The 21,154-nt window shown below is 63.5% G+C and carries 15 protein-coding genes and 3 pseudogenes; 4 read left to right on the top strand and 14 right to left on the bottom strand.

Annotated features, from left to right (window positions below; translation table 11 throughout):
* Window positions 1–4: 4 nt before the first annotated feature.
* The 10 genes and pseudogenes from AB4N42_RS16025 to AB4N42_RS15980 all read right to left on the bottom strand — a co-directional run bounded on the left by AB4N42_RS16025 (window position 5) and on the right by AB4N42_RS15980 (window position 10,392).
* The gene (locus tag AB4N42_RS16025; RefSeq protein WP_460114958.1) at window positions 5–946 is read right to left on the bottom strand and encodes a helix-turn-helix domain-containing protein; all 942 of its coding nucleotides are present in this window, start codon (window positions 944–946) and stop codon (window positions 5–7) included.
* Window positions 947–1,133: 187 nt separating this feature from the next.
* On the bottom strand, window positions 1,134–1,898 hold the full coding sequence (locus AB4N42_RS16020; protein WP_258647474.1) for a 2-keto-4-pentenoate hydratase: 765 nt from the start codon (window positions 1,896–1,898) through the stop codon (window positions 1,134–1,136).
* Window positions 1,895–3,502 (bottom strand): bifunctional 3-(3-hydroxy-phenyl)propionate/3-hydroxycinnamic acid hydroxylase, encoded by a 1,608-nt coding sequence (locus AB4N42_RS16015; protein ID WP_431145352.1) that lies wholly within the window; start codon window positions 3,500–3,502, stop codon window positions 1,895–1,897. The genes AB4N42_RS16020 and AB4N42_RS16015 overlap by 4 nt, the downstream gene beginning before the upstream one ends.
* Window positions 3,503–3,516: 14 nt before the next feature.
* Entirely contained in the window at window positions 3,517–4,368 is an 852-nt protein-coding gene (locus AB4N42_RS16010) for an alpha/beta fold hydrolase (RefSeq protein ID WP_030141604.1), read from the bottom strand.
* Between the two features lie 26 nt (window positions 4,369–4,394).
* On the bottom strand, window positions 4,395–4,997 hold the full coding sequence (locus AB4N42_RS16005) for an amino acid synthesis family protein (RefSeq protein WP_198795894.1): 603 nt from the start codon (window positions 4,995–4,997) through the stop codon (window positions 4,395–4,397).
* A gap of 14 nt (window positions 4,998–5,011) precedes the next feature.
* Window positions 5,012–5,461: a VOC family protein gene (locus AB4N42_RS16000; RefSeq protein WP_030141606.1), complete on the bottom strand. Its 450-nt coding sequence runs from the start codon at window positions 5,459–5,461 to the stop codon at window positions 5,012–5,014.
* A gap of 11 nt (window positions 5,462–5,472) precedes the next feature.
* Window positions 5,473–6,514 (bottom strand): annotated as a pseudogene (locus tag AB4N42_RS15995) (VPS10 domain-containing protein).
* Between the two features lie 13 nt (window positions 6,515–6,527).
* Window positions 6,528–7,323 (bottom strand): annotated as a pseudogene (locus tag AB4N42_RS15990) (SDR family NAD(P)-dependent oxidoreductase).
* A 26-nt stretch (window positions 7,324–7,349) separates the two neighbouring features.
* The gene (locus AB4N42_RS15985; RefSeq protein ID WP_030141609.1) at window positions 7,350–8,840 is read right to left on the bottom strand and encodes an aldehyde dehydrogenase family protein; all 1,491 of its coding nucleotides are present in this window, start codon (window positions 8,838–8,840) and stop codon (window positions 7,350–7,352) included.
* 10 nt (window positions 8,841–8,850) lie between these two features.
* Window positions 8,851–10,392, bottom strand: coding sequence for an acetolactate synthase large subunit (locus AB4N42_RS15980; protein WP_198795891.1), 1,542 nt, complete (start codon window positions 10,390–10,392; stop codon window positions 8,851–8,853).
* Window positions 10,393–10,667: 275 nt separating this feature from the next.
* On the opposite strand from AB4N42_RS15980, the gene AB4N42_RS15975 reads away from it, so the two are divergent.
* Window positions 10,668–11,420, top strand: a complete 753-nt coding sequence (locus AB4N42_RS15975; RefSeq protein ID WP_460114957.1) for an IclR family transcriptional regulator — start codon at window positions 10,668–10,670, stop codon at window positions 11,418–11,420.
* Window positions 11,421–11,616: 196 nt separating this feature from the next.
* Here the strand turns inward: AB4N42_RS15975 and AB4N42_RS15970 are convergent, their stop codons facing one another.
* The 4 genes from AB4N42_RS15970 to AB4N42_RS15955 all read right to left on the bottom strand — a co-directional run bounded on the left by AB4N42_RS15970 (window position 11,617) and on the right by AB4N42_RS15955 (window position 17,339).
* The gene (locus AB4N42_RS15970; RefSeq protein WP_460114956.1) at window positions 11,617–12,942 is read right to left on the bottom strand and encodes an alginate export family protein; all 1,326 of its coding nucleotides are present in this window, start codon (window positions 12,940–12,942) and stop codon (window positions 11,617–11,619) included.
* Between the two features lie 82 nt (window positions 12,943–13,024).
* On the bottom strand, window positions 13,025–14,374 hold the full coding sequence (locus AB4N42_RS15965; protein ID WP_431145348.1) for an aminotransferase class III-fold pyridoxal phosphate-dependent enzyme: 1,350 nt from the start codon (window positions 14,372–14,374) through the stop codon (window positions 13,025–13,027).
* 11 nt (window positions 14,375–14,385) lie between these two features.
* Window positions 14,386–15,807, bottom strand: a complete 1,422-nt coding sequence (locus tag AB4N42_RS15960) for an aldehyde dehydrogenase family protein (RefSeq protein WP_460114955.1) — start codon at window positions 15,805–15,807, stop codon at window positions 14,386–14,388.
* 83 nt (window positions 15,808–15,890) lie between these two features.
* Window positions 15,891–17,339, bottom strand: a complete 1,449-nt coding sequence (locus AB4N42_RS15955; protein WP_030141615.1) for an APC family permease — start codon at window positions 17,337–17,339, stop codon at window positions 15,891–15,893.
* A 493-nt stretch (window positions 17,340–17,832) separates the two neighbouring features.
* Between AB4N42_RS15955 and AB4N42_RS15950 the strand changes: the two are divergent.
* The 3 genes and pseudogenes from AB4N42_RS15950 to AB4N42_RS15940 form a co-directional block, all read left to right on the top strand.
* Window positions 17,833–19,026 (top strand): annotated as a pseudogene (locus tag AB4N42_RS15950) (PDC sensor domain-containing protein); the annotation flags it as partial.
* Window positions 19,027–19,128: 102 nt separating this feature from the next.
* A complete protein-coding gene (locus tag AB4N42_RS15945) occupies window positions 19,129–19,884 on the top strand; it encodes a methyl-accepting chemotaxis protein (RefSeq protein WP_460116398.1) in 756 nt (251 codons plus the stop codon).
* A gap of 100 nt (window positions 19,885–19,984) precedes the next feature.
* Window positions 19,985–21,154 carry an efflux RND transporter periplasmic adaptor subunit gene (locus AB4N42_RS15940; RefSeq protein ID WP_460114954.1) on the top strand — a complete coding sequence of 390 codons (1,170 nt, stop codon included), beginning with the start codon at window positions 19,985–19,987 and terminating at the stop codon, window positions 21,152–21,154.

The raw sequence follows: 21,154 nt of genomic DNA, 5'->3' as shown, positions 1-21,154 counted from the left end.
CCCATCAAGCTGGTGCCCGAGGCGTATCGGACGGCGACTCACCAAACAGTGCCCGGTAATGGGCGGCGAAGTGACTCAGGTGGAAAAAACCCATCGCCACGGCGATCTCGCTGACATTCAGTGCGGCCGCACGGGTGCTGATCAACCGTCGACGCACGGCGTTGAGCCGCAGGTTGCGCAGGTACTCCACCGGACGCATACCGGTGACGGCCTGGAAGCTGTTCTGCAGGGTCCGGCGGCTCACGCGCAGTTGCTCGCACAGGTCCAGGATGCTCAACGGTACTTCGGTGCTGGCCATGACCATTTCCTGGCAGCGCTTGACCAGGTAGGCATTGACGGCAACGTTGCCGCGACGTCCACGCGCCTCGTCCGAGGCGTGGCAGAACAGATCGAGGAACGCATTGAGCAGCACGTCTTCGAGGATTTTTTCCATGACCGGATTGACCGCGTCCGCTTGTTCCAAAAGGTGACGAAACAGTGGTTGGATCTGTTGCTGGACCCTCGACAGCACGGCTTCATCCACGCTGATTTGCGAAACGTTCTTCAAGCGCTTGAGCTGCTGATCCGGCAACTCATAGGCCGCCAGCTTGGCAAAACGCACCGTGTCGACGTTGGCCGCGAAGAAGTGCGTGCCTTCCGGGGCGTGCAAGACAAAATCCTCACCATCGCGCAACAGCACGACGCTGTGGGCGCCGACCTGGTGCCCCTGGACCACCGGCGCGTTGCCCAGCGACAGGGCAATGCACAAGCGCCCTTTCGGCGCGCTGCCGCGTTGCACCACGCGCTTGTCCAGCACCTCCTGGAAGATCTGGAAGCGCTCGGCGCACACCTGCCGCAATTCGCTGGACAGGCAGCCACGGCCCAGTTGGTCGTAGACCTGCTGCCAGCCCAGGATCGAACCGGCGTGCTGCTGGGGATCATGGAAAGTACGGACTTCGGCAAACATGATCGTTGTTCCTCGGTGGAGCTGTGCTTATTGTCCGATGCTGATATCCAAAGAAATCGATTAACCCGTGGCGAGGGAGCTTGCTCCCGCTGGGCTGCGAAACAGATCCCTTTCTGTGAGCGCTTCGCACTCAAGCGGGAGCGAGCTCCCTCGCCACGGGCTCATCGCGTCCTTGAGAGAATTGTTCTTATCGCTGGAAAAACAAAGCCAGTTCCATGCCAAGCATGTGCAAGCGGTATTCAGCGGTCTTGATGTCCAACGGTGCCAATAACGACCCGGAAAGCACCACCTGCCCCGCCTCAACGCATTGCCCGTCCGCCAGCAATCGCCGGACCAACCAACACAGGTTCGCCACCGGCGTGTCCTCGCGCGCCAGGACGTTTCCTTCGCCGCACGCCGCCCCGTCGCATTCCAACCGATAATTCACCTGGGACAATTGATCAGGAGTGAACCTCACCCGTGGCCCCAGGCAATAAAGCCCCGCGGCGGCATTGTCGGCGAGAAACGCCCCGACGCCGAAACGCCAGCCCTGCCACCGGCAATCGGCAATTTCGAATGCCGGCGCGATCTCGGAGATGGCGGCGAGAATATCCTCATCGCTATAGAAACCCGGCACCAGCGCGCGCCCCAGGACAAACGCCAGTTCGATTTCCAGCTTCGGCTGGATCAACCGTGCAAGCGGCACCGTACCGCCGGGCTGCAAGGCCATGGCGTCGGTCAACGCGCCCAACACTGGTTCGTCAATGCCAAAACGCTCCTGCGCCGCGCGGCCGGCAAAGGCGACTTTCCACCCCGTCAACCGGTCGCCAACGGCCTGGCGTCGGCGCAATGCCTCGCGCTGCAAGGCATAACCCGCCGACACGTCGTAAGCCTCTGGCGCCAACGACGGTAACGGGTGTGCGGTCCGCCCGGCGTCATGAAGCCGCACCAATAGATCGTCTTCGCGCCTCATGACAATTGCTCCGCCAACTTGCGCAAGACACCGTCGAGCCTCTCCGGCGTGGTGATCGCCGCGACAAACCGATCCGGCCGCACTACCACGATGCAATCACGCACCTTGGTAAACCACTCGCCCAGGCGATTGTCGACGTCTTCGATGCAGATGGCGCCGCTGGCCGACAAGGGTTGGTTGCGCCCCACACCGCTGCGCGAGCGATTGATCTGGATGAAGCGCGTACCCCAGCGCGCCCAGTAGGCGGCGGTGTCTTCACCCAGGTGCGCCGCGGGATTGACCCGATAACCGAGCACCGCGTACGAGTGTCCCAGCACGTCGTCCAGATGCCGGCGCTGTCCCTGGGCGTCTTCCACGGCCGGCTGGATGAACAGTTGCCCGACCAGATCATCCTCGTGCAGCTCGGCACGCTCGTGATAGACCAGACCCTTGGTGATGGTCGCCTTGGGTTTGAATTTGAATTCGAGCAAGTGCGAGCGAAGGTTGTCGACGCTGTTCACGGCCTGGAACAGCCAGTCCCGCACGCCGGCCATCAGCGGGTTGGTCAGCCCCAACACCGCGCCCATGTTGTCGGCCAGCGCAATGAGATCCGTGGCATGGCCGCGACGCTCCTGGTCGTAGCTGCCGAGGATCGACGGCGACGCCCGGCGCTGGAGAATCGCCGCCAGCTTCCACGCCACGTTGACCACGTCCCGCAGCCCCGAATTGAGCCCCTGCCCGGCCCACGGCGGGGAGATGTGCGCCGCGTCGCCCACCAAGGCCACGCGACCTTCGACGAAACGCGCCGCCACCCGGGAATTGTGGGTGTAGGCGCGGATCCGAATGATTTCCAATTGATCGACCGCATCGCCGATGTGGCCCCGGATCAACGTGCGGATCGTCGTCTCTTCGCACATGAGGGCCTCGTCCTCGCCTTCCAGCAGCATGAACTCCCAGCGCCGCTGCTGGTACGGCAAATAGATGCAGACGAAAGGCCGCTGGGGATCGGCGTGCAAGGCCGTATAAGGCGCATCCAGGGTGTCGTTGGCGGTGTCGACCACCACCCATTTGCGCGGATGGGTCAGCCCCAGCAGCTCGATGCCGAGTTTCTTGCGCACGCTGGAACGCCCGCCGTCGGCGCCGATCACATACTGCGCCTGCAGCTGATACAGCTCACCCTGGGCATCGCGCACCTGCAAGGTCACGCCCTGCTCGTCCTGTTCCAGCTCAAGCATTTCATGGCCTTGGCGCAACTCGACACCCGAATGCCTGCCCAACTGCTCGCGCAAAGTCCCTTCAAGCAACTGCTGCATGAAGATGTTGCGCATCGGCCAGCCGTAGTGGGCCGTGCTCGGCTTGACCTCGGCAAAGCACACACCGCGTGCGTTGTAGTAACGCAGCGGCACGTTGCAGATCATGTCCCGCGCAGCCAGCTCCGCGATGCCGATGCCTTGCAGCACGCGCAGCGCTTCGTCGTCCATGCCCACCGCCCGGGGATACGGCAGGATGCCCTCGGCCAATTCGAGGACGATGCAGTCGATGCCGTACAGCCCCATGTAATGCGCCGCCGTGATCCCGTTCGGGCCGCCGCCCACGATGACGACCTGGGTTTTGTCCTGCTTCATCGCTATCCACCGCTTTATTGTTGTAATTGCAAGAGTTGGCCGCGCAGGTAATCCGCGACGACCTGGTTGAACACTTCGCTCTGGTCGTCATGAACATAATGGCTGGCGTCGGCGATTTCCGCTGTCTGCACCTGCGCATTGGCCTCCCGCATCGCCTCCAGGGTTGCCGATGGGAGAAAATCCGAACGCGTGCCACGAATGAACAGCGTCGGGCAATCCAGCGCCCGCACCGCTGGCCACAAGTCAGTCGGCGTAATGCTCAGGCGCGCCTCGGCGATGCCTTTCTGGTCGTGACGCCATACGATGCCTTCCGGCGTTTGCTTCATGGAATAGGTCAACCGCGACGCCAGGCCGTCGTCCGACAAGCCCGGTCGCGATTGCCGCCAGAATTGCGCGGCGCTGTTCCAGTCTGGAAAGACCAGCGGCGTCTGGCGCATCTCCCGGCGGATGCGCTCGGCGCCCTCGCCGCGGATCGACGAGCCGGGGCCGATGTCCTCGATCACCAACGCATGCAGCCGTCCGGGATTGAGTCGGGCGTATTCCAGGGCGTTGGTGCCGCCGAGGGAATGCCCCACCAGGACAAAACGCTCCAGCCCCAGGTGCGCGACCCAGTCTTCCAGATCGCTCACATAGGCGTCGGTGCGATAGCTGGAAGCCTCGGCCCAATCGCTCTGGCCACGGCCGCGCTGGTCCAGGGCATGGCAGCAATAGTGCTCGCCCAGCGCATCGGCCAGGGGCGCCCAGGTCTGGGCATAGGAACGCAGCCCGTGCAGCAGCAAGACCGGAACGCCGGATGGGTTGCCCCAGCGCAGGTAATGCAGGCGCATCCCCGATCGGTTGGTGAAAAACTGGCTGTTTTCGGACATTGGTCATTCCCCTCGATCAGCGCGCCTCAGTACAGGCCGTCATTGCCCTTGACGTCCGCCGCCTGCAAGCCGCCCAGGCGCGCGTGCAATCGCCCACGCGTGGCGAAGGCCCAGATGATGACCAATTCGTCCGCCGCCGGACCGTCGCCGAACGACAACGAAATGCTGTCGTAGTGGGAACGGACATACAGCGCGTCCTTGTGGGCCAGCGGCACGTCGATGGTCACGCCAGGCCCGCCACGCTTGCCGGTGGACGGCACCCAGGACTTGCCGCCGCCCAGCGCAACCCGGATCGGATCCGCCGCCGGGTTGGTCAGCAACGCATTGCCATGCTCGTATTCGCCCTGGCTACCCACCAGGCACGCTTTGCCGTAGCTGACGATCTCGCGCTGCCCAGCCATTACCCGAATGCGTCGGCCAAACTCCTGGCCCAACAACGGCGAAGGCTCGACCAGCTCCGCCAGGCTTTCGCTGAAGCGTCCGGCATACGGGTTGGCGATCACCGCACCAATGGCGTACTTGAACAGCGGCTCGCCATCGGCCAACTGGCCGGTTTCGTTGGCCAGGGTTTCCTCGACGAAGCTGTACCATTTGCGGATGTGATAGCTGGCGAAATTCGCGGTTTTCATAACAGAAGCCTCATTCAAAGTGGATCGAGATCGAAATGCCGGCTGGGGGCGCCAGCGGCCTTGAAGCGAGCCTTGCCGCGCGCGTCGTCGTGTTCGGACTCGAGGAAGAATTCCATGCGGTTGCCATCGGGGTCGTTGAAATACACCCCGTTGCCGATCTCGTGATCGGTGATCTTCACCACCTCGACGCCCTTGCTCAGCAACATGCCGTAGAGCTTGCGCAAGGTGGTCATATCCCCGGCGATCTCCAGCCCGTAGTGCTGCAACCCCAGGCCGCCCTGATGCGCGCCGGGCGCTGCCTGGATCAGCGCGATGTCGTGGTGCTTGGCACCGAACGCCATCATGATCCAGCTTTCACCCCGGGCGCTTTCATGCATGCCCAGCACGTCGGCGTACCAACGTGCCGACACTTCAGGGTCGCTGACGAACAGCGACAGATGAGTACGAACGACTTCGACTTTCATCGCGCGGTACCTCAGTTCTTCTTGACGATGGATTGATGCCCGGACTTGATCTGCGCCACGGCGGGCGTCCAGAGCACATCAGCGATTTCGCTGAACTCACGCCACTGCTTCTGCCAGCCGTCGCCACCGTTCTCGGAAGTGAACAGGTGGCCGTACTTGGTGCCAGCGACAATCTGCCGAGGATTGGCCGGGTTCAAGGCAATCGCCCAGACGCAGGAATTGGGCTGCTGCGGCAGCGGCAGCACTTCCCAACTGACGGCAGCGTCCCTTGAAACGAGGACTTTGCTGGTGGTGCCCGGGGTGCCGTCGGAGATGCTCAGGTAGAGGGTGTCTTCGCTGCCCAACGGCGCGTTCATGGCCCGTACGTAATACAGGCCGAAGGTTTCCCGGGCGATGATGCCGGTCCAGGTCTGCCCTTCGTCGAGGCTGCGGTAGACGGCGTTGACGCAGACCACCACGATGACTTTTTGCCCGTGGTTGGGCAGCACCAGGATGTTGTGCACGTCCGAATTGAAATCCCACAGCAGGCGGTCATCGACACGGGTCCAGCTATCGCCTCCGTCGCGACTGTGGAACAACCCACCCTCTTCCAGGCCGAACCAGAGCTGGTTGCGATCCGTCGGGTCGTAGGCGAAGGCCAGCAAGCGCGGCCGGCTGACGCCGTCGCAGAATTCCGGGATCTCCACCGGGGCACGGTCCCAGCTTTCGCCGCCGTCGAGGGTGCGCCACAGCACGGCGCGGGAAGGCGCGCCGGTGCCGACAAAAATGCGCTGGGCATCCTGGGGATCCACCGCGACTTTCCAGACGGTCTGCCCGTTGAATGGCGCATCCACCTGCTGCCAATGGCCGCCGGTATCGCGGCTGACGCACAGGCCGATATCGGTGCCGAGCATAGATCACTTCAGGCGTATCGGGATGGACACTCAGGGACCGGGTGATCGCATCGAATTCCAGGTCCTGGCCCAGACCCAGGCGATGCCAGGTGCGGCCATCGTCGGCACTGCGGATGATCGCCTGCCCCACGGTGGCGACCAAAAGGGTTCCGTTACTCATCACGGGTTGCTCCTCAAATGAAGATGCCGCGGGTCAATCCGCCATCGATGCCAATGGACTCCCCGGTCACGGCGCCGGCCTTGGGGGATGCGAGGAAGCCGATCAGCCAACCCATTTCGATGGGCGCCAGGGTGCGCCGGATCGGCGTCGCGTCGATGTAGCCCTGCTCCACCTGCGCGGGCGTCTTGCCCTGCTTGACGCCTTCGCGTTCATACAACTCCTGGATGTGCGGGGTGTCGACCACGCCGGGGTGGATCAGGTTGACGGTGATGCTCGGCGGGGCCGAGTTGATCGGAGAGGGTCTTGGTCATGTGGGCGATGGCCAGGTTGCGCATGCCCGAGAGGACCTTGCTGCCGCGCCCGGTCAGGCCACCGATGTTGATGATCCGTCCGAAGCCACCAGCCTTCATGTGCGGGGTCACGGCCTTGGCGCAGCGGAAATAGCCGATCACTTTGGTGTTGAGGTCCGAGAGCAATTCATCATCGCCGGCATGTTCGATGTCGTTGCGCACCACACCGGACGGGGCGGCGGCGCCGTTGACCAGGATGTCGATGCGACCGAAGTGCTGGTGAGCGGCCTCGACCATGTCGGACACCGCCGTCATCTGGTTGGTGTCACAGAACAGCGGCAATACCTCGTTGCCGGTTTGCGCAGTGATTTCCTCGGCGGCCTGCTGGAGGTATTCCATGCGCCGCGCGCAGATCACCACCTTGCAGCCTTCCTGGGACAGGAAGCGCGCGACTTCCTTGCCGATGCCCATGCCACCGCCGGTGACGATCGCGACGCGGCCCTTCAATTCCAGATCCATAGCAGTTCCTCTTGTGATTATTCGGTTCAGGCCAGATCGACGAAGACACTTTTGGTTTCGGTGTAGGCATCGATCACGTTCTTGCTCATTTCCCGCCCCCAGCCGGATTGCTTGTAGCCACCGAAGGGCGAAGCCGGGTCGACGACGTTCCAGCAGTTGATCCACACCGAGCCGGCCTTCAACTGCGCGGCCACGCGATGGGCGGAACGCAAGTCACGGGTCCACAGGCCGGCGGCCAGGCCGTAAGGCGAGTCGTTGGCGCGCAGCACCAGTTCGTCGATGTCGGTCCAGCTCATGACGGTCAGCACCGGGCCGAAGATTTCTTCCCGGGCGACACAGGCGCGCTCGGCGCGGTCGAGAAATACGCTGGGGCGAATGAAGTGGCCGCGTTCAAGGTGGGCCGGTCGGTCGCCGCCGCAAATCAGCTCCGCGCCTTCCTCCTGGCCCCGCTGCAAGTAGCCACGCACCGTGCCCAGTTGCCGGGCCGAGACCAGCGGGCCCATGCTGCTGGCTTGATCCAGGCCGGGCCCGAGCACATGGGCGGCCGCATGGCGCTGGAGTTCTTCAAGTACCTGGTCGAGAACGCTGGCATGCACATACAGGCGCGATCCGGCGGTGCAGACCTGGCCCTGGTTGTAGAAGATGCCATCGGCGGCACCCTTGGCGGCGCGGACGATGTCGGCGTCCGGCAGGATGATGTTGGGGGACTTGCCGCCCAACTCCAGCGAGACCTTCTTCATGTTGCCAGTGGCCGCCTGGGCGATCAGCCGGCCCACCTGGGTCGAACCGGTGAAGGCGATCTTGTCCACGTCCGGATGCTGGGCCAGCGGTGCGCCGGTCTGGGCGCCGAGGCCGGTGAGCAGGTTGACTACCCCGGCCGGGTAACCGGCAGCCTCGATCAATTGCACCAGGCGAATCGCGACGAGCGGCGTCTGTTCGGCGGGCTTGAGCACCGCGACACAACCGGTCGCCAGCGCCGGGCCGAGCTTCCACACGCACATGGTCAGCGGGAAGTTCCACGGCACGATCAACGCGCAGACACCCACCGGCTCGCGCAAGGTGTAGTTGAGCATCGGTGCGCCGCTGGCGGGCGATACGGGCAACGTGCTGCCTTCGATCTTGGTCGGCCAACCGGCGAAGTAGCGAATGATGTTGGCGGCGCTGGCGGCTTCGCCCCGGGCTGTCGCGATCGGCTTGCCGTTTTCCAGGGTGATCAGTTGCGCCAGTTCTTCGCGATGCTGGTCGAGCAGTTCCGCCAGGCGAAACAACAGCACCCCACGCTGGGCCGGCGAATGCTGCGCCCAGGCACCGGTGAAGGCCACACGGGCGGCGGCGACAGCGGCATCCACGTCACGCTCGCCGCCGGCGGCCACCTCGGTCAGGGTGTCTTCAGTGGCCGGGTTTTCCACGGCAAACCGGCGACCATCTGCCGCGTCCTGCCACGTGCCGCCGATAAACAGGCGTCCGGGTTGCGACAGGAACTGCTCGACCGCAGGCAACAGTTGAATCTGACTCATATCCTCTTCCTCACAGCGCCATTTCAATCAGGCAAGGACCACCGTCGGCCTTGGCGTTGGCCAGGGCGCGCTGCAACTCGCCGTTGGTGTGCACGGTGCTGGCCGGCAAGCCGTAGCCTCTCGCCAGGGCCTTCCAATCGATGCGTGGGCGATCCAGCACCGTCAGGCTCAGGGCTTCGGGGCCCAACTCGGTCATGCCGAAGCGGCGCAGTTCGTTCTGCAAGATGGCGTAGCGGTGGTTGGCCGCGATCAGGATCACCACCGGCAATTGCTCCCGGGCGATGCTCCACAAAGTCTGGATGGTGTATTGCGCACTGCCGTCCGATTGCAGGCAGAACACCTTGTTGCCGCGCTCGGCCATCGCGGCGCCAAAGCCCACCGGGATGCCCTGGCCGATGGCCCCGCCGGTGTTGGTCAAGACCCGATGGCGCGCGGCATGGGCCGAGGCGGTGAAGAATGGATAGCCGCACGTCCCGCCTTCCACCGAAACGATGCTGTCGTCCGGCAACGAGGCGGCCAGTACCTGCCCTACCGACTGCGGCGTCAGTTCAGCCTCGGCGGCAGGCAATTCAATGCCCATCGACGTGGGCACATGGGCCGGCGCCTCAAGCGCATCGGCCAACGCGGTGAGCGCCCCGGCCACGTCGTCTCCCACCTCGGCCAAACACAGCAGGCGATCACGCTCGGCCAGCCGGGAGGCAATGCCTTCGTAGCCGAAATAGCTGATGGGTTCGGGGACGCCGGCGCACACCACCGCGTCGTATTGGTCGAGGATCTCGATGGCCACTTCGGGGAAGTACGGCAGGCGATCCAGGTCCGGCAGGCCGCCACCGCGATAACTCATGCGCGGGAAGGTCTCGGCGAACATCCGCACGCCCGCCAACTGGGCCAGGCGCCCCGCCGCTTCCAGGCCTGCGACGGACAAGCCTTGGTCGCCGACGATAAATACCAGGCGCCGGCCATCACGCAGGGCCTGGGCGACCGCCTCGATCCGGTCACCGGCAAAGCGCCGGATCGGCGCCTGCAACGCTGTGAACGCGCTTTCGTTTTGCACGGCATTGGCTTGCAGGTCCATGGGCAGGATCAGGCTGGCGATCTGGCCCTTGGCTTGCCAGGCCGCACGCACCGCCTCTTGCAAATCCTCCCCGACGCCAGAGGCCGTGCGCGACGTGCGCACCCACCCGGATACGCTCCCGGCCAACGCCTGGATGTCACTGGCCAGCGGCGGATCGTAGTTGACGTGCCAGGACGCGTGGTCGCCGATGACGTTGACGATCGGCGTGTTGGCGCGGCGGGCGTTGTGCAGGTTGGCAATGCCATTGGCAAAGCCTGGCCCCAGGTGCGTCAGGGTCATCGCCGGCTTGCCGGCAATGCGCCCGTAGCCGTCGGCGGCGCCGGTGCAGACCCCCTCGAACAACGACAACACCGGCTTGAGGGCTGGCGCGCTGGCCATGGCCGCCACCAGGGGAATTTCGGTCGTCCCGGGGTTGGCGAAGCAGTATTCGATACCGCTCGCCACCGCCGCCTTCACTATCAGTTGCGCACCATTCATTTCCAGCCCTCTTCATCGAGCGTTTGCAATGGCTGAGATTTATCACACAGCGAAATCGACAAAACAAGCTATTTTTTACACATAAACTCGTATTTTGAGATTTATGCGTATTTCAGATGGATTTATTCCAGCCGATCAACTTGCATTTCTCAGATCTTCAGTTACCGTGACAGCGCGCTACAGACCGACCCTGCGGGCTTTTCATCATCGATGGGTCTACCTATAGTGCTCACCCAAACGGCCACCCACGCGCCACTCCACCCTTTAGGAGCGAAATGAGCAGCCTGAGCAAGATGCTGAGCGTCCTGGACCTCTTCGGCCCGGATCGACTGAAGATCGACCCCGACACCATTGCCGAGCGCATGGGTCTGTCGCGGGCGACCGTGTACCGCTACGTGAAGGACTTGTGTGACGCTGGCCTGCTGGTGCGAGTGGATGCCGGCAGCTATGGCCTGGGGCCGCGGATCATCGAGCTCGACTGGATGATGCGGCAGTACGATCCGATCCTCGTCGCCGGTCGCGAGCTGATACACGAGCTGTCCGAACGAACCGGCCTGGCGGTGTTCGCCAGCGTTTTTTATGACGGCCACATCATCAACACCTACATCGCCGAGCCCGACGACACCTACCAGTTCTCGTTCGGCCGCGGCCATCCGTTGCCATTCTTTCGCGGCGCGCAGTCCAAGGTGTTGATCGCGTTCCAGAAAGGTCGGCGCTTGCAGCGCCTGTTCGAAGAGCACCTGGCCAACGAGCCCGACAATCCCTATGACTGGCCGAGTTTTTCCAAGGCGACAAAAAAGATCCGCAAGGACGGTTATTGCCTGACCCACGACGAACTCAACCAAGGGCTGACCGGTATCGCGGCACCGATCATCAACCCCGAACTCGACGAAGTGGTGGGCAGCCTTTCCGCCGTGGGCAGCACTGACAGCTTCAAATTGCTGCGTCAGGAGACCGTGATTGAAATGGTCGTTGAGACTACTCGGCGGATAGCGGAGCGGATGCAGCATCCGCCTGCCATGAGCTAGAAAGCAGGGACGCAGCTCATTCAAGAGAAACGATCCCCCTGTGGCGAGGGGATTTATCCCCGTTGGGCTGCGCAGCAGCCCCATACAGGCAACTCAATCTACCTGACACACCGAGTTGTTTGGCTTTTAGGGCCGCTTCGCAGCCCAGCGGGGATAAATCCCCTCGCCACAGGAGTTTGCCGTCCAGCCCTCTGCCTCAAAACGGCACGGCCACCGTCACCTGGCTGTACACGTTGGTGCCATTGCCCGCCACTTGATTACCCCCTGTCGTTGCATCCCGGTCCGGCTTGTAGAGGCCGATCAGCGGCGTGACGATCAAGTGCTGGTTCACGGCCCACTCGGCATAGAAATCCAGCTCACGGGCATCCAGGTTCAAGGCATTGTCCTTGCGCACCGTGTTGAAATCGAAGTACAGCGCACCGAGGGTCAGGTTCTCCAATGGCGTGGCCTTCAAGCCGACATGGTGAATGCCGGTGTTGCTGTTGAAGGGCCCGGCATAGTTGCCCGCGACCTCGCCCTGGAACCAGGTGCCGTAACCGGTGCTCTGGCCGGTGAACAGCGAGTCCCACTTCTGCGAATAACGGGTGTAGCGATAGGTCAGTTTCGGCGCCCAGGCGATGTCCGCGAAGGTGTAGCCAGCCTCGGCGTACCAGGCGTTCTGCGGGCCGGCGTCCTTGTCCTGCCAGGCGTATTCGAAGGCCAGGCTGGCGTTCTCGATACCGGCGTCGCCTTCACCGCGAATGCTATAGACGTCCATGCCCTTGCGTTGCCGCTGGAAATCGCTAGCCCAGCGGTCGTTCACGTCAAGGCCATGGATCCAGGTCAACCCCAGTGTCCCGGCCTTGGCGGTGTAGTCCAGCGTGCCGGCAGCGAGTTCGGTTTCGGCCTGGGCGCGGTTGTCCGATTTAAGCCACACCACGCTGCCATGCAGGCCATCCTGCCCACCCAGGCGCAACACGGCGGTTTGATCGAACGCGTGCCGTGCAGCGAGGTAATAGGCGCCGCCACGATTCAAGCGCCCGTCGGCCGGGCCTTTGCCCAGGTTCGGCCCATCATCGTTGATCAAGAACCCCCTGCCCAACTTGACGATTTGGCGTCCGCCGGAAATATCGACACCATCCTGCCCCAGCAGCGGGAACAGATCGGCGGAGCGCCAGCCCAGGTAGGCGTCCTCGATTTTTGTCGTGCGCTCGCTGCCCAGCGTGTTGCCGGCCGCGTCGCCATCGCCCCAGGTGGCGGAGCTGACCAGGCTGAAGGCGCCATAGGCGGTGCCCTGGCCGGCGAGGCCCTGGTCGCCGCTCACACCATATTTGATGAAGCCTTCGCGCCAGGTCGAACCGCCCGTCCTGCCGTCGTAGTTCTTGCGGCTGTTGAAATGGCCGAACACCGCCAGCAGGTCGGCGTTGAGGTGAGTGTCGTCATCGGCATACAACTCGTAAGCCTGGACCTGATTGGCGGCATAGAACGCCAACGTGCAGGCCAGGCCACTGCCGAAAAATCCCATACGCGATAGAGACCGCATGGCTTGAACTCCTTGAGGTGCGCCTTGACAGGCTGTTTTTATATTTGGAAGCCGGCACCGCAAACGGCGCCGGCTGGCCGGGCTAGCGGCAGTTGGCGAGCGCGTCGTCCAGCGCGCCGACCATCACGCCGGCCTCGTCGGATGTGAGGGTCAACGGTGGCGACAGGACGATCTTGTTGCCGATCGGGCGCACCAATACCCCGGCGCGGCGCGCATGCTCGGCAATCCGCGACGCCAGGCCGTTGGCGGGATCCAGCGGTTCGCGGGTGACCTTGTTCGCCACCAGATCGAGGGCAATCATCAGGCCCTTGCCACGCGCTTCGCCGACCAGCGCATGGCGTTCGGCCAACGGCTGCAGTTGCTCCAGCAACTGGGCGCCAACCTTGCCGGCGTTGCCTGGCAAATCCTCGGCCTCGACGATGTCCAGCACCGCCAGCGCTGCGGCGCACGCCGTCGGGTGTCCGCTGTAGGTGTAGCCATGCATGATCACACTGGTGAAACCCGGGCCGTTCTCGATGGCATCGACCATGCGCTGGTTGAACACCGTGGCGCCCATGGGGATGTAACCGGCGGTGATGCCCTTGGCCAGGCACAACACGTCCGGCGCGACGCCCCAGCCGCGACTGCCGAGCATGCAACCGGTGCGGCCGAAGCCGGTGACGACTTCATCGGCGATCAGCAGGATGCCGTGGCGATCGCAGACTTCGCGCAGTTTTTTCCAATAATCGGCGGGGGGCACGATCACGCCGCCGGCGCCCTGCACGGGCTCGGCGATCAGCGCCGCGATGGTCTGGGCGCCGAGCAAGGCGATCTGGTCTTCCAACTGGCGAATGCAGTGGGCGGTCAGTTCCTGCGGGTCACGGCAGTCCCAGGGATTGCGGTACAGCCACGGCGTGTCGAGCAAATGGCAGCCGGCCAACAGCGGCCCATGGTTGTAGTGATAGACGCCGTTGCCGCCCACGGAGGTGCCGCCCATGTGCACACCATGGTAGCCATTGCGCAATGACAGGAACCGCGTGCGCCCTGGCTCACCACTGGCGATCCAGTATTGCCGAGCCATTTTCAGGGCCGTCTCGACCGCGTCCGAACCGCCGGAACTGAACAACACCCGCGCCATGTCTTCCTGGGCGAACATCGACATGAGTCGTTCGGCCAGATCGAACACCCGAGGGTGGGCGATACCGTCGAAAGTCTGGTAATACGCCAACTCGTCCATTTGCGCGGCAATGGCCGCCTTCACTGAAGCGCGGTTGTGCCCCACGTTCACGTTCCACAAGCCGCCTACTCCATCGAGCATGCGGTGGCCGTCGATATCGGTGATGTAGTTGCCGTCGCCACGGGCGATGACCAAGGTCTTGGAGCGGTTGGCCGGCGCCGACGAACTCATCGGGTGCCAGAATTTCTTTTGCGCTGTCTTGTAGTGCTCGTACATGGTTGCAGTCCTCACTGTGTTTCACGCTTGCGTACGTACAGCAATTGCTGGCCGGTGAATTCCAGCAACCCTTCAAGGCCGAACTCGACGCCGAACCCGGACATCTTGCTGCCACCAAATGGCGTGTTCGGTTGGATCTGCGCATGGCAGTTGACCCAGGCCACGCCGCTTTCAAGGCGACTTGCCAACGCCTGGGCCTGGTCCACATCGCTGCCCCAGACCGAACCGCCCAGGCCCATGTCGCCAGCGTTGGCGCGGCGCAGGACATCCTCGACGTCCTGGTAGGCAATCAACGGCAACACCGGGCCGAACTGCTCTTCGTCCACCAGGCGCTGGCCGTCGCTGACGTCGGCGACGAGGGTCGGCGGATAAAAGAAACCCGCTCGGTCCAGGCGTGCGCCGCCACACAGCACCCGCGCGCCCTGGTCCCGGGCATCCGCCACCAGTGCTTCCACCAGCGCCAATTGTTCAGCGTTTTGTACCGGACCGAAGGTGACCTCCGGCTCCAGGCCGTCGCCAACGACCTGGCGCGCGGCGATGAGTGTCAGTGCGTCGGCGAACGCCTCGTATTGGGATTGGTGCACGTACAAGCGCTTGAGGGCGGCGCAGGTCTGCCCCATGTTGAGAAAGGCCGCCTGGAAAATCTCTTCGGCCACCACCTCGACCGACGTGCCGGGCAGGACGATGGCAGCATCGTTGCCGCCCAGCTCCAGCGTCAGGCGCTTGAGATTCGCCGCAGCACCGCGCATCACGCTCTGGCCGGTGGCTGTCGAGCCGGTGAAGACAATTTTCTGGATACCGGCGTGGGCCGTGATCGCGCTGCCGAAACCCTGTTCACCCGTCACGACATTGATCACGCCCCGGGGCACGTGACTGGCGATGATTTCCACCAGGCGCAGAGTGCTCAAGGGCGTCAGGCTCGACGGCTTGCTGATCACGCAATTACCGGCTCGCAGCGCCGGCATGATGTGCCAGACGGCAATCATGAACGGCCAGTTCCAGGGTGTGATCGAGGCGACGACGCCCAAGGGCTTGCGGTGCAGCTCGATGCGCTGGGTCGGGGTTTCTTCCACCAGCTCCACCGGGATCTGTTGTTCGGCGGCATAACGCGTCCAGGCCACCGCGCCCATGACTTCAGAAAACGCCAGCGCCAGCGGCTTGCCTTGTTCGAGGACGATGAGCCGGGCCAGCGCGTCGGCGTCCTGCTCGATGTCCGCCGCAATATTCAGCAGACGCTGGCGGCGATCTTCATGGGTGCTGTGCCGCCACTCGACAAAGGCCGATTGCGCCGCCTCGACCGCGCGGTCCAGTTGGCCCAGGGAACCGGCCGGGCATCGGGCGAACGCAGCGCCCGTCGCCGGGTTGACCACATCGAAATGGCCGTTTTCCCCGTCGACCCGCACCCCGTTGATGAGCATTTGATAATCGTGCATGGAACCTTCCTTTCACGCGCCGCCGGACCGTCCCGAACGACAGCGCAGTTGTTTTTGTTTGGTGTGAAGGGCTCGCGTGGCGGCTAGAGCTTGTGGCTACCCAGCGCCGCGAATCGCTCCGGCGAGACCTTGCGCAGGCGCACGGCGAGGAACACGCCGACCACCAGCGCGACAGGAATGACGGCGCAGAGACCGTAGGACAGGCGCTGGCTGGCGCCCGTGAGCACATCGAAATGAATCACCGCAAGGGCCAGCACCGCGAGCAAGGCCAGGCACGCAAAGCCTGGAAGAATCCGACCGCGCCAAAGCCCCAGCTTCAATTCCGGGTGGCGCCGGAAGTAGACGAACACCGCCGCCGACGTCAGCGCCATCAGCAGGATCACGCAGAGGGTGGCCAGGTTGGAAAACCAGGCGAACAATTGCAGGATCGGGTCGGCGTCCAGCGCGGCGAAGATCAGCACCACCACGGCGGCGATCAGGCTTTGCAGGACCGAGCCCATGTGCGGGCTCTGGTGCACGCGGTGGGTGGTGCCCAAGCGGCTATGCAGCAAGCCGTCCCGGCCGATGGCATAGAAATAACGCGCCGCGGCATTGTGGAACGCCAGCAGTCCGGCGTAGATGCTGACCATGAACAGCAGCCGGATGATCTGGGTCAGGTGCGGGCCGACAAAGTGATCGGACAGGCCGTAGATGAACGTGGTCGGATCCTGCAGGGCTTGCAGCGTCGGTACGATCTTGTCGGCCCCGACACCCACGATCATCGACCAGACCGACAGCGCATAAAAACCACCGATCAACAGCACGGAGCTGTAGGTGGCGATGGGAATCGTGCGGTGCGGATTCCTCGCCTCTTCTCCATAGATCGTCGTGGCTTCGAAGCCGATGAACGCCGCGAAACAGAACAGCAGGCCGATGGATGGCGTGCCGCTGAAGACGTGGCTGCGGTCGAACGAATCGAGATTGATGCCGCTGTCGCCACCGGTCTTGAGGATGGCGAAATCCAGCGTCAGGATCGCCAGGTACTCGGCGATCACCACCACAGAGAGCACACGAGCCGATAAGTCGATCTTGCGATAACCGAGGATCGCAACGCTCGCCATCGCCAGCAGCGAGTACGTCCACCACGGCAATTCCAGGCCGAAGACACTGGCCATCGTGCCGCTGACCACGCCGCCGAACATGCCGTACAGGCCGACCTGGAGAATGTTGTAGGCAAACATCGCCAACACCCCTGCCGCGCCACCGGCCAAGCCACCCAGGCCGCGAGAGGTGAAGGCGTAGAAGCCACCGGCGTTGGTCATGTGCCGGGACATGGCGGTGTAACCCGCCGAAAAGGCCAGCAACACCAACAGCGCCAGCAGCAACAGCGCAGGTGTGCCGGCGCCATTGCCAAGCATGATGCCGATGGGAAAGCCGCCGGCGATGACACTCAAGGGACTCGCCGCCGATATCACGAAGAAGATGATGAAGCCGACACCCAGTGCGCCGCGCTTCAGCTCCGTCGAGCTGCTGATCGGGAAAGATACGCTCATTGTTCTTGACCTTATTGTATGAGGCAGTGGCTGCTGGATCGGAGTCGGCCAGCTTCACCGGCTTCCAGAATCTTGTTGTTCTGCTTGCACGCTGGTTTCGATGCTATGCCCTTGCCAAAACCCTTCGCTATCCCAAAACGGCAGCATCAAAAACAGTGCCCCAAAACAGGCCAGCCCCATCAGGGAAGGACATTCCTGTGGCGAGGGGATTTATCCCCGCTGGGGCGCGAAGCGGCCCTAAATGCAGGCAACGCGGAGTATCAGAATACTGAGTTGACTGTTAGGGGGCTGCTGCGCAGCCCAGCGGGGATAAATCCCCTCGCCACAAGGACGTCGGCGCCTTAAGTGAACCGCATGCGCTCAATCTCGGCGCACAACCGCTGCCGATTCGGGATAACGGGGAGGCGCTTCCTGCCGCAAGATAACCTTGCCCACCGTTCAGACAGTGCTGGGCTCAAAACAATAAAAACCCCTAAGCCCAGGAAACCTCAGCATGTTTTTCGCTCGTCTCTCTATCCAATGGCGGATCACCCTTCTGAGCGGCCTGAGCCTGCTGGCGGTCGTCGGGGCACTGACCGGTGCCTCGCTGTATCAGAACCAGCAAGGCGCCACGCTGCTGAAACGGCAAAGCAGCCAGCTACTTGGACAATCGGCGTTGGAGGGCCTGCAAGCACAGGCCTTGGCCCACGGTCAGCGGGTTGAGCGCTTTTTCAGCGAAACGGCGATTTATGGCGAAGGTTTTGCCCAGCAGGTGCTGCAACTGCGCGCCCAGGCGCAGAACGGACGATTGACGGCCGCGCAACTGCGCCACGACCTGATTGGCCTGACTCGCGAGGCGCTGCTCAAGCGTGAGAAAGTCCTCGGTTTCTATGTCGTGCTGGTGCCCGACGCCCTGGCGACCGAGGATGCCAGCTTTGCCGGACAGCGCGACCTCGCCAGCAACGAAAAAGGCCGCTTTGCCCTGTACTGGTCGCAAAGCCAGCCCGGGCACCTGGTGCAGGAAGTGCTCAGCGAAGCCCAGATCAGCGCCAACACCGCGCCACCGGGCAGCGAGCCGGAAAACGCCTGGTACGTCTGCCCGCAAAACCAGGGGCATACCTGCGTGACGGAGCCCTACGCGATTGAAGTCGAAGGCAAGCAGACCTTGATGAGCAGCATCTCCATACCACTGCTGGACCAAGGCAAAGTCATCGGCGTGGTAGGCATGGACATCAGCCTCGATACCCTCCAGCAACTCGCTGCCAGCCTGGCGAACGAGCTGTATCCCGGCCACAGCGAGGTCAGCATCCTCTCCCCGTCGGGGCAAGTGGCCGGCCACAGCGGCGCCGTGACGGAGGCCTCCATCGACGTGCGCCAAGCCGTGCAGACCGCCGTGGCAAGCCCCCCCTGGCAACTGCAGATCCGCGTGCCGGAAGCGCTCGTGCAAGCGCCCGCCTTGCACATGCAGGCGCAGCTCGACGACAAGCATCGCCAGTCGAACTGGTTCAACCTCAGCCTGGGATTGCTGGCAGCCGGCCTCGGGCTGCTGCTCATCTGGCTCACCGCCTACGGCGTGACACGGCCATTGTTGCGGGTGGCTCATATGCTCGACGCCATTGTCGAAGGTGACGGCGACCTCACCCAGCGCCTGCCCGACGAACGCCACGATGAACTCGGTCAGTTGGCGCACGGCTTCAACCGTTTCCTCGACAAGCTCCAGCCAATCATCCGGGATATCCAGCAAGCGTCCCGGGACACTCGGGACACCGCCGACACGTCTGCGCGGGTCGCCGGAGAAGTCAGCGCAGGCATGCAACAGCAGTACCGGGAAGTCGAATTGGCGGCGACCGCCTTGCACGAGATGAGCGCCAGCGCCCAGGAAGTGGCGCGCCACTCCCACCAGGCTGCCGATGCCGCAACGGTGGCGGAAAATGCCAGCCGATCGGGACAGGAAATGTTCGCCAACGCCGTCAGCAGCATCGACGCCCTCGACCGGCGCCTGGAGGCAACGCTTGGTCAGGTCAAGGCACTGGCGGACAACAGCCAGCAGATCAGCCAGGTGCTGGACGTGATTTGCGCCATTGCCCAGCAGACCAACCTCCTGGCCCTGAACGCCGCCATCGAAGCAGCCCGGGCCGGCGAACAGGGACGTGGCTTCGCGGTGGTGGCCGATGAAGTCCGGCATTTGGCTAGCAACACCCAGAATTCCGTCGAGCAGATCCGCACGGTGATCGAAGCCTTGCAGCAGTTGAGCCAGGACGTGGTACTCAGCACCCAGTCGAGCCGGGAGCTGGCCAGGGGCAGCGTCGTTCACGTCGAACACACTCATGGCGCGCTGCAGCACATCACCCAGGCCGTGGAAGTGATCGAACAGATGAACCAACAGATCGCCAGCGCAGCCCTGGAGCAAAGCTCAGTGGTGGAAGACATCAGCCTCCGCGTCAGCGGCATTCGTGGCATCAGCGAAACCCTGGCCGGCCGGATGCAGGAAGCTTCCCAGGCGAGTCACACGCTGCACGCCATGGCCAACCACCAGCAGGAGTTGGTGGGGCATTTTCAGATTTGATTCCACGGGCGTTACACAATTTCACAGAGCCGCTACAAAGCTTAACTCCTGTCATCGGCCCGGTTCCCTACCATGGGCGGTTCAATAGTGGGGAAGCACCATGTCCAAGAAACCTGCCGTCACGCTGGGCCTGTTGATCGGTGCGCTGTTGCTCAGCGGCTGTGATGACACTTCGACCTCGGAAGAATCTGCGCCGCCGGCCAGCGTGCGTATCGAGACCGTCCAGGCTCGACCGCTGTCCATCAGCAACGAGCTGAGCGGCCGGATTGCCGCACCGCGAGTGGCCGAAGTCCGCGCCCGGGTCGCCGGCGTGGTTCTGCAGCGGGTCTACCGCGAAGGCAGCGACGTCAAGCAGGGGCAGGTGCTGTTTCGCATCGATCCGGCACCGTTCAAGGCCGACCTGGACAGTGCCGAGGCAGCGTTGCGCAAGGCCGAGGCCAATGCGTTCCAGGCCCGGTTGCAGGCGCAGCGCTATGCCCAACTGATCGATGACCAGGCCATCAGCGGCCAGGACTACGACAATGCCCGGGCCTACGTGCGCCAGACCGCAGCCGATGTCGCCGCCAACAAGGCCGCCGTGGAACGGGCCAAGCTGAACCTCGGCTACGCCACGGTGACCGCGCCGATTTCCGGGCGCATCGGGCGCGCCCTGGTGACCGAAGGCGCACTGGTGGGGCAGAACGAAACCACGCCATTGGCACTCATCCAGCAACTGGACCCGATCCACGCCGACCTTACCCAATCGACTCGTGAACTCAATGACCTGCGCCGCGCCTTTCGCGCCGGCCAGTTGCAAGCGGTCGGCCGGGGCCAGGCCAAGGCCACCCTGATCCAGGACGACGGCAGCCCCTATCCGCTGCCCGGCAAGTTGCTCTTCACCGACCTCAGCGTCGACCCTGGCACTGGCCAGATCAGCCTGCGCAGCGAGTTCCCCAACCCGGACCTGGACTTGCTGCCGGGCAGTTTCATCCGGGTGCGCCTGGAGCAGGCAGTGAACAGCCAAGGCATCACCGTGTCGCAACGGGCGATCCTGCGCGACAGCGCCGGCATCGCCCAGGTTTTGCTGCTGGACGCCGAGCAGAAGGTCAGCCAGCAACCGGTGCAATTGGGCGCCGCTCAGAATGATCGCTGGATCGTCACCGAAGGCTTGAAGCCGGGCGATCGCATCGTCGTCGAAGGTGTCCAGCACGCACGCCCCGGTGAAAAAGTCCGGATCGATGATTCCCCTCTTCCTCTCGCCCAGGCTTCCGGGCCACAGGCAGGACACTAA

This window comes from Pseudomonas sp. H2_D02 (genome assembly GCF_054677635.1).
The sequence above is the reverse complement of the archived record's forward strand: the minus strand, read 5'-3'. Positions and strand labels throughout refer to the sequence as shown.

What these genes read in the sequence shown, in the direction of transcription:
- AB4N42_RS16025 (WP_460114958.1), bottom strand. Translation starts at nt 946, where the DNA reads ATGTTTGCCGAAGTCCGTACTTTCCATGATCCCCAGCAGCACGCCGGT.
- AB4N42_RS16020 (WP_258647474.1), bottom strand. Translation starts at nt 1,898, where the DNA reads ATGAGGCGCGAAGACGATCTATTGGTGCGGCTTCATGACGCCGGGCGG.
- AB4N42_RS16015 (WP_431145352.1), bottom strand. Translation starts at nt 3,502, where the DNA reads ATGAAGCAGGACAAAACCCAGGTCGTCATCGTGGGCGGCGGCCCGAAC.
- AB4N42_RS16010 (WP_030141604.1), bottom strand. Translation starts at nt 4,368, where the DNA reads ATGTCCGAAAACAGCCAGTTTTTCACCAACCGATCGGGGATGCGCCTG.
- AB4N42_RS16005 (WP_198795894.1), bottom strand. Translation starts at nt 4,997, where the DNA reads ATGAAAACCGCGAATTTCGCCAGCTATCACATCCGCAAATGGTACAGC.
- AB4N42_RS16000 (WP_030141606.1), bottom strand. Translation starts at nt 5,461, where the DNA reads ATGAAAGTCGAAGTCGTTCGTACTCATCTGTCGCTGTTCGTCAGCGAC.
- AB4N42_RS15985 (WP_030141609.1), bottom strand. Translation starts at nt 8,840, where the DNA reads ATGAGTCAGATTCAACTGTTGCCTGCGGTCGAGCAGTTCCTGTCGCAA.
- AB4N42_RS15980 (WP_198795891.1), bottom strand. Translation starts at nt 10,392, where the DNA reads ATGAATGGTGCGCAACTGATAGTGAAGGCGGCGGTGGCGAGCGGTATC.
- AB4N42_RS15975 (WP_460114957.1), top strand. Translation starts at nt 10,668, where the DNA reads ATGAGCAGCCTGAGCAAGATGCTGAGCGTCCTGGACCTCTTCGGCCCG.
- AB4N42_RS15970 (WP_460114956.1), bottom strand. Translation starts at nt 12,942, where the DNA reads ATGCGGTCTCTATCGCGTATGGGATTTTTCGGCAGTGGCCTGGCCTGC.
- AB4N42_RS15965 (WP_431145348.1), bottom strand. Translation starts at nt 14,374, where the DNA reads ATGTACGAGCACTACAAGACAGCGCAAAAGAAATTCTGGCACCCGATG.
- AB4N42_RS15960 (WP_460114955.1), bottom strand. Translation starts at nt 15,807, where the DNA reads ATGCACGATTATCAAATGCTCATCAACGGGGTGCGGGTCGACGGGGAA.
- AB4N42_RS15955 (WP_030141615.1), bottom strand. Translation starts at nt 17,339, where the DNA reads ATGAGCGTATCTTTCCCGATCAGCAGCTCGACGGAGCTGAAGCGCGGC.
- AB4N42_RS15945 (WP_460116398.1), top strand. Translation starts at nt 19,129, where the DNA reads ATGCAACAGCAGTACCGGGAAGTCGAATTGGCGGCGACCGCCTTGCAC.
- AB4N42_RS15940 (WP_460114954.1), top strand. Translation starts at nt 19,985, where the DNA reads ATGTCCAAGAAACCTGCCGTCACGCTGGGCCTGTTGATCGGTGCGCTG.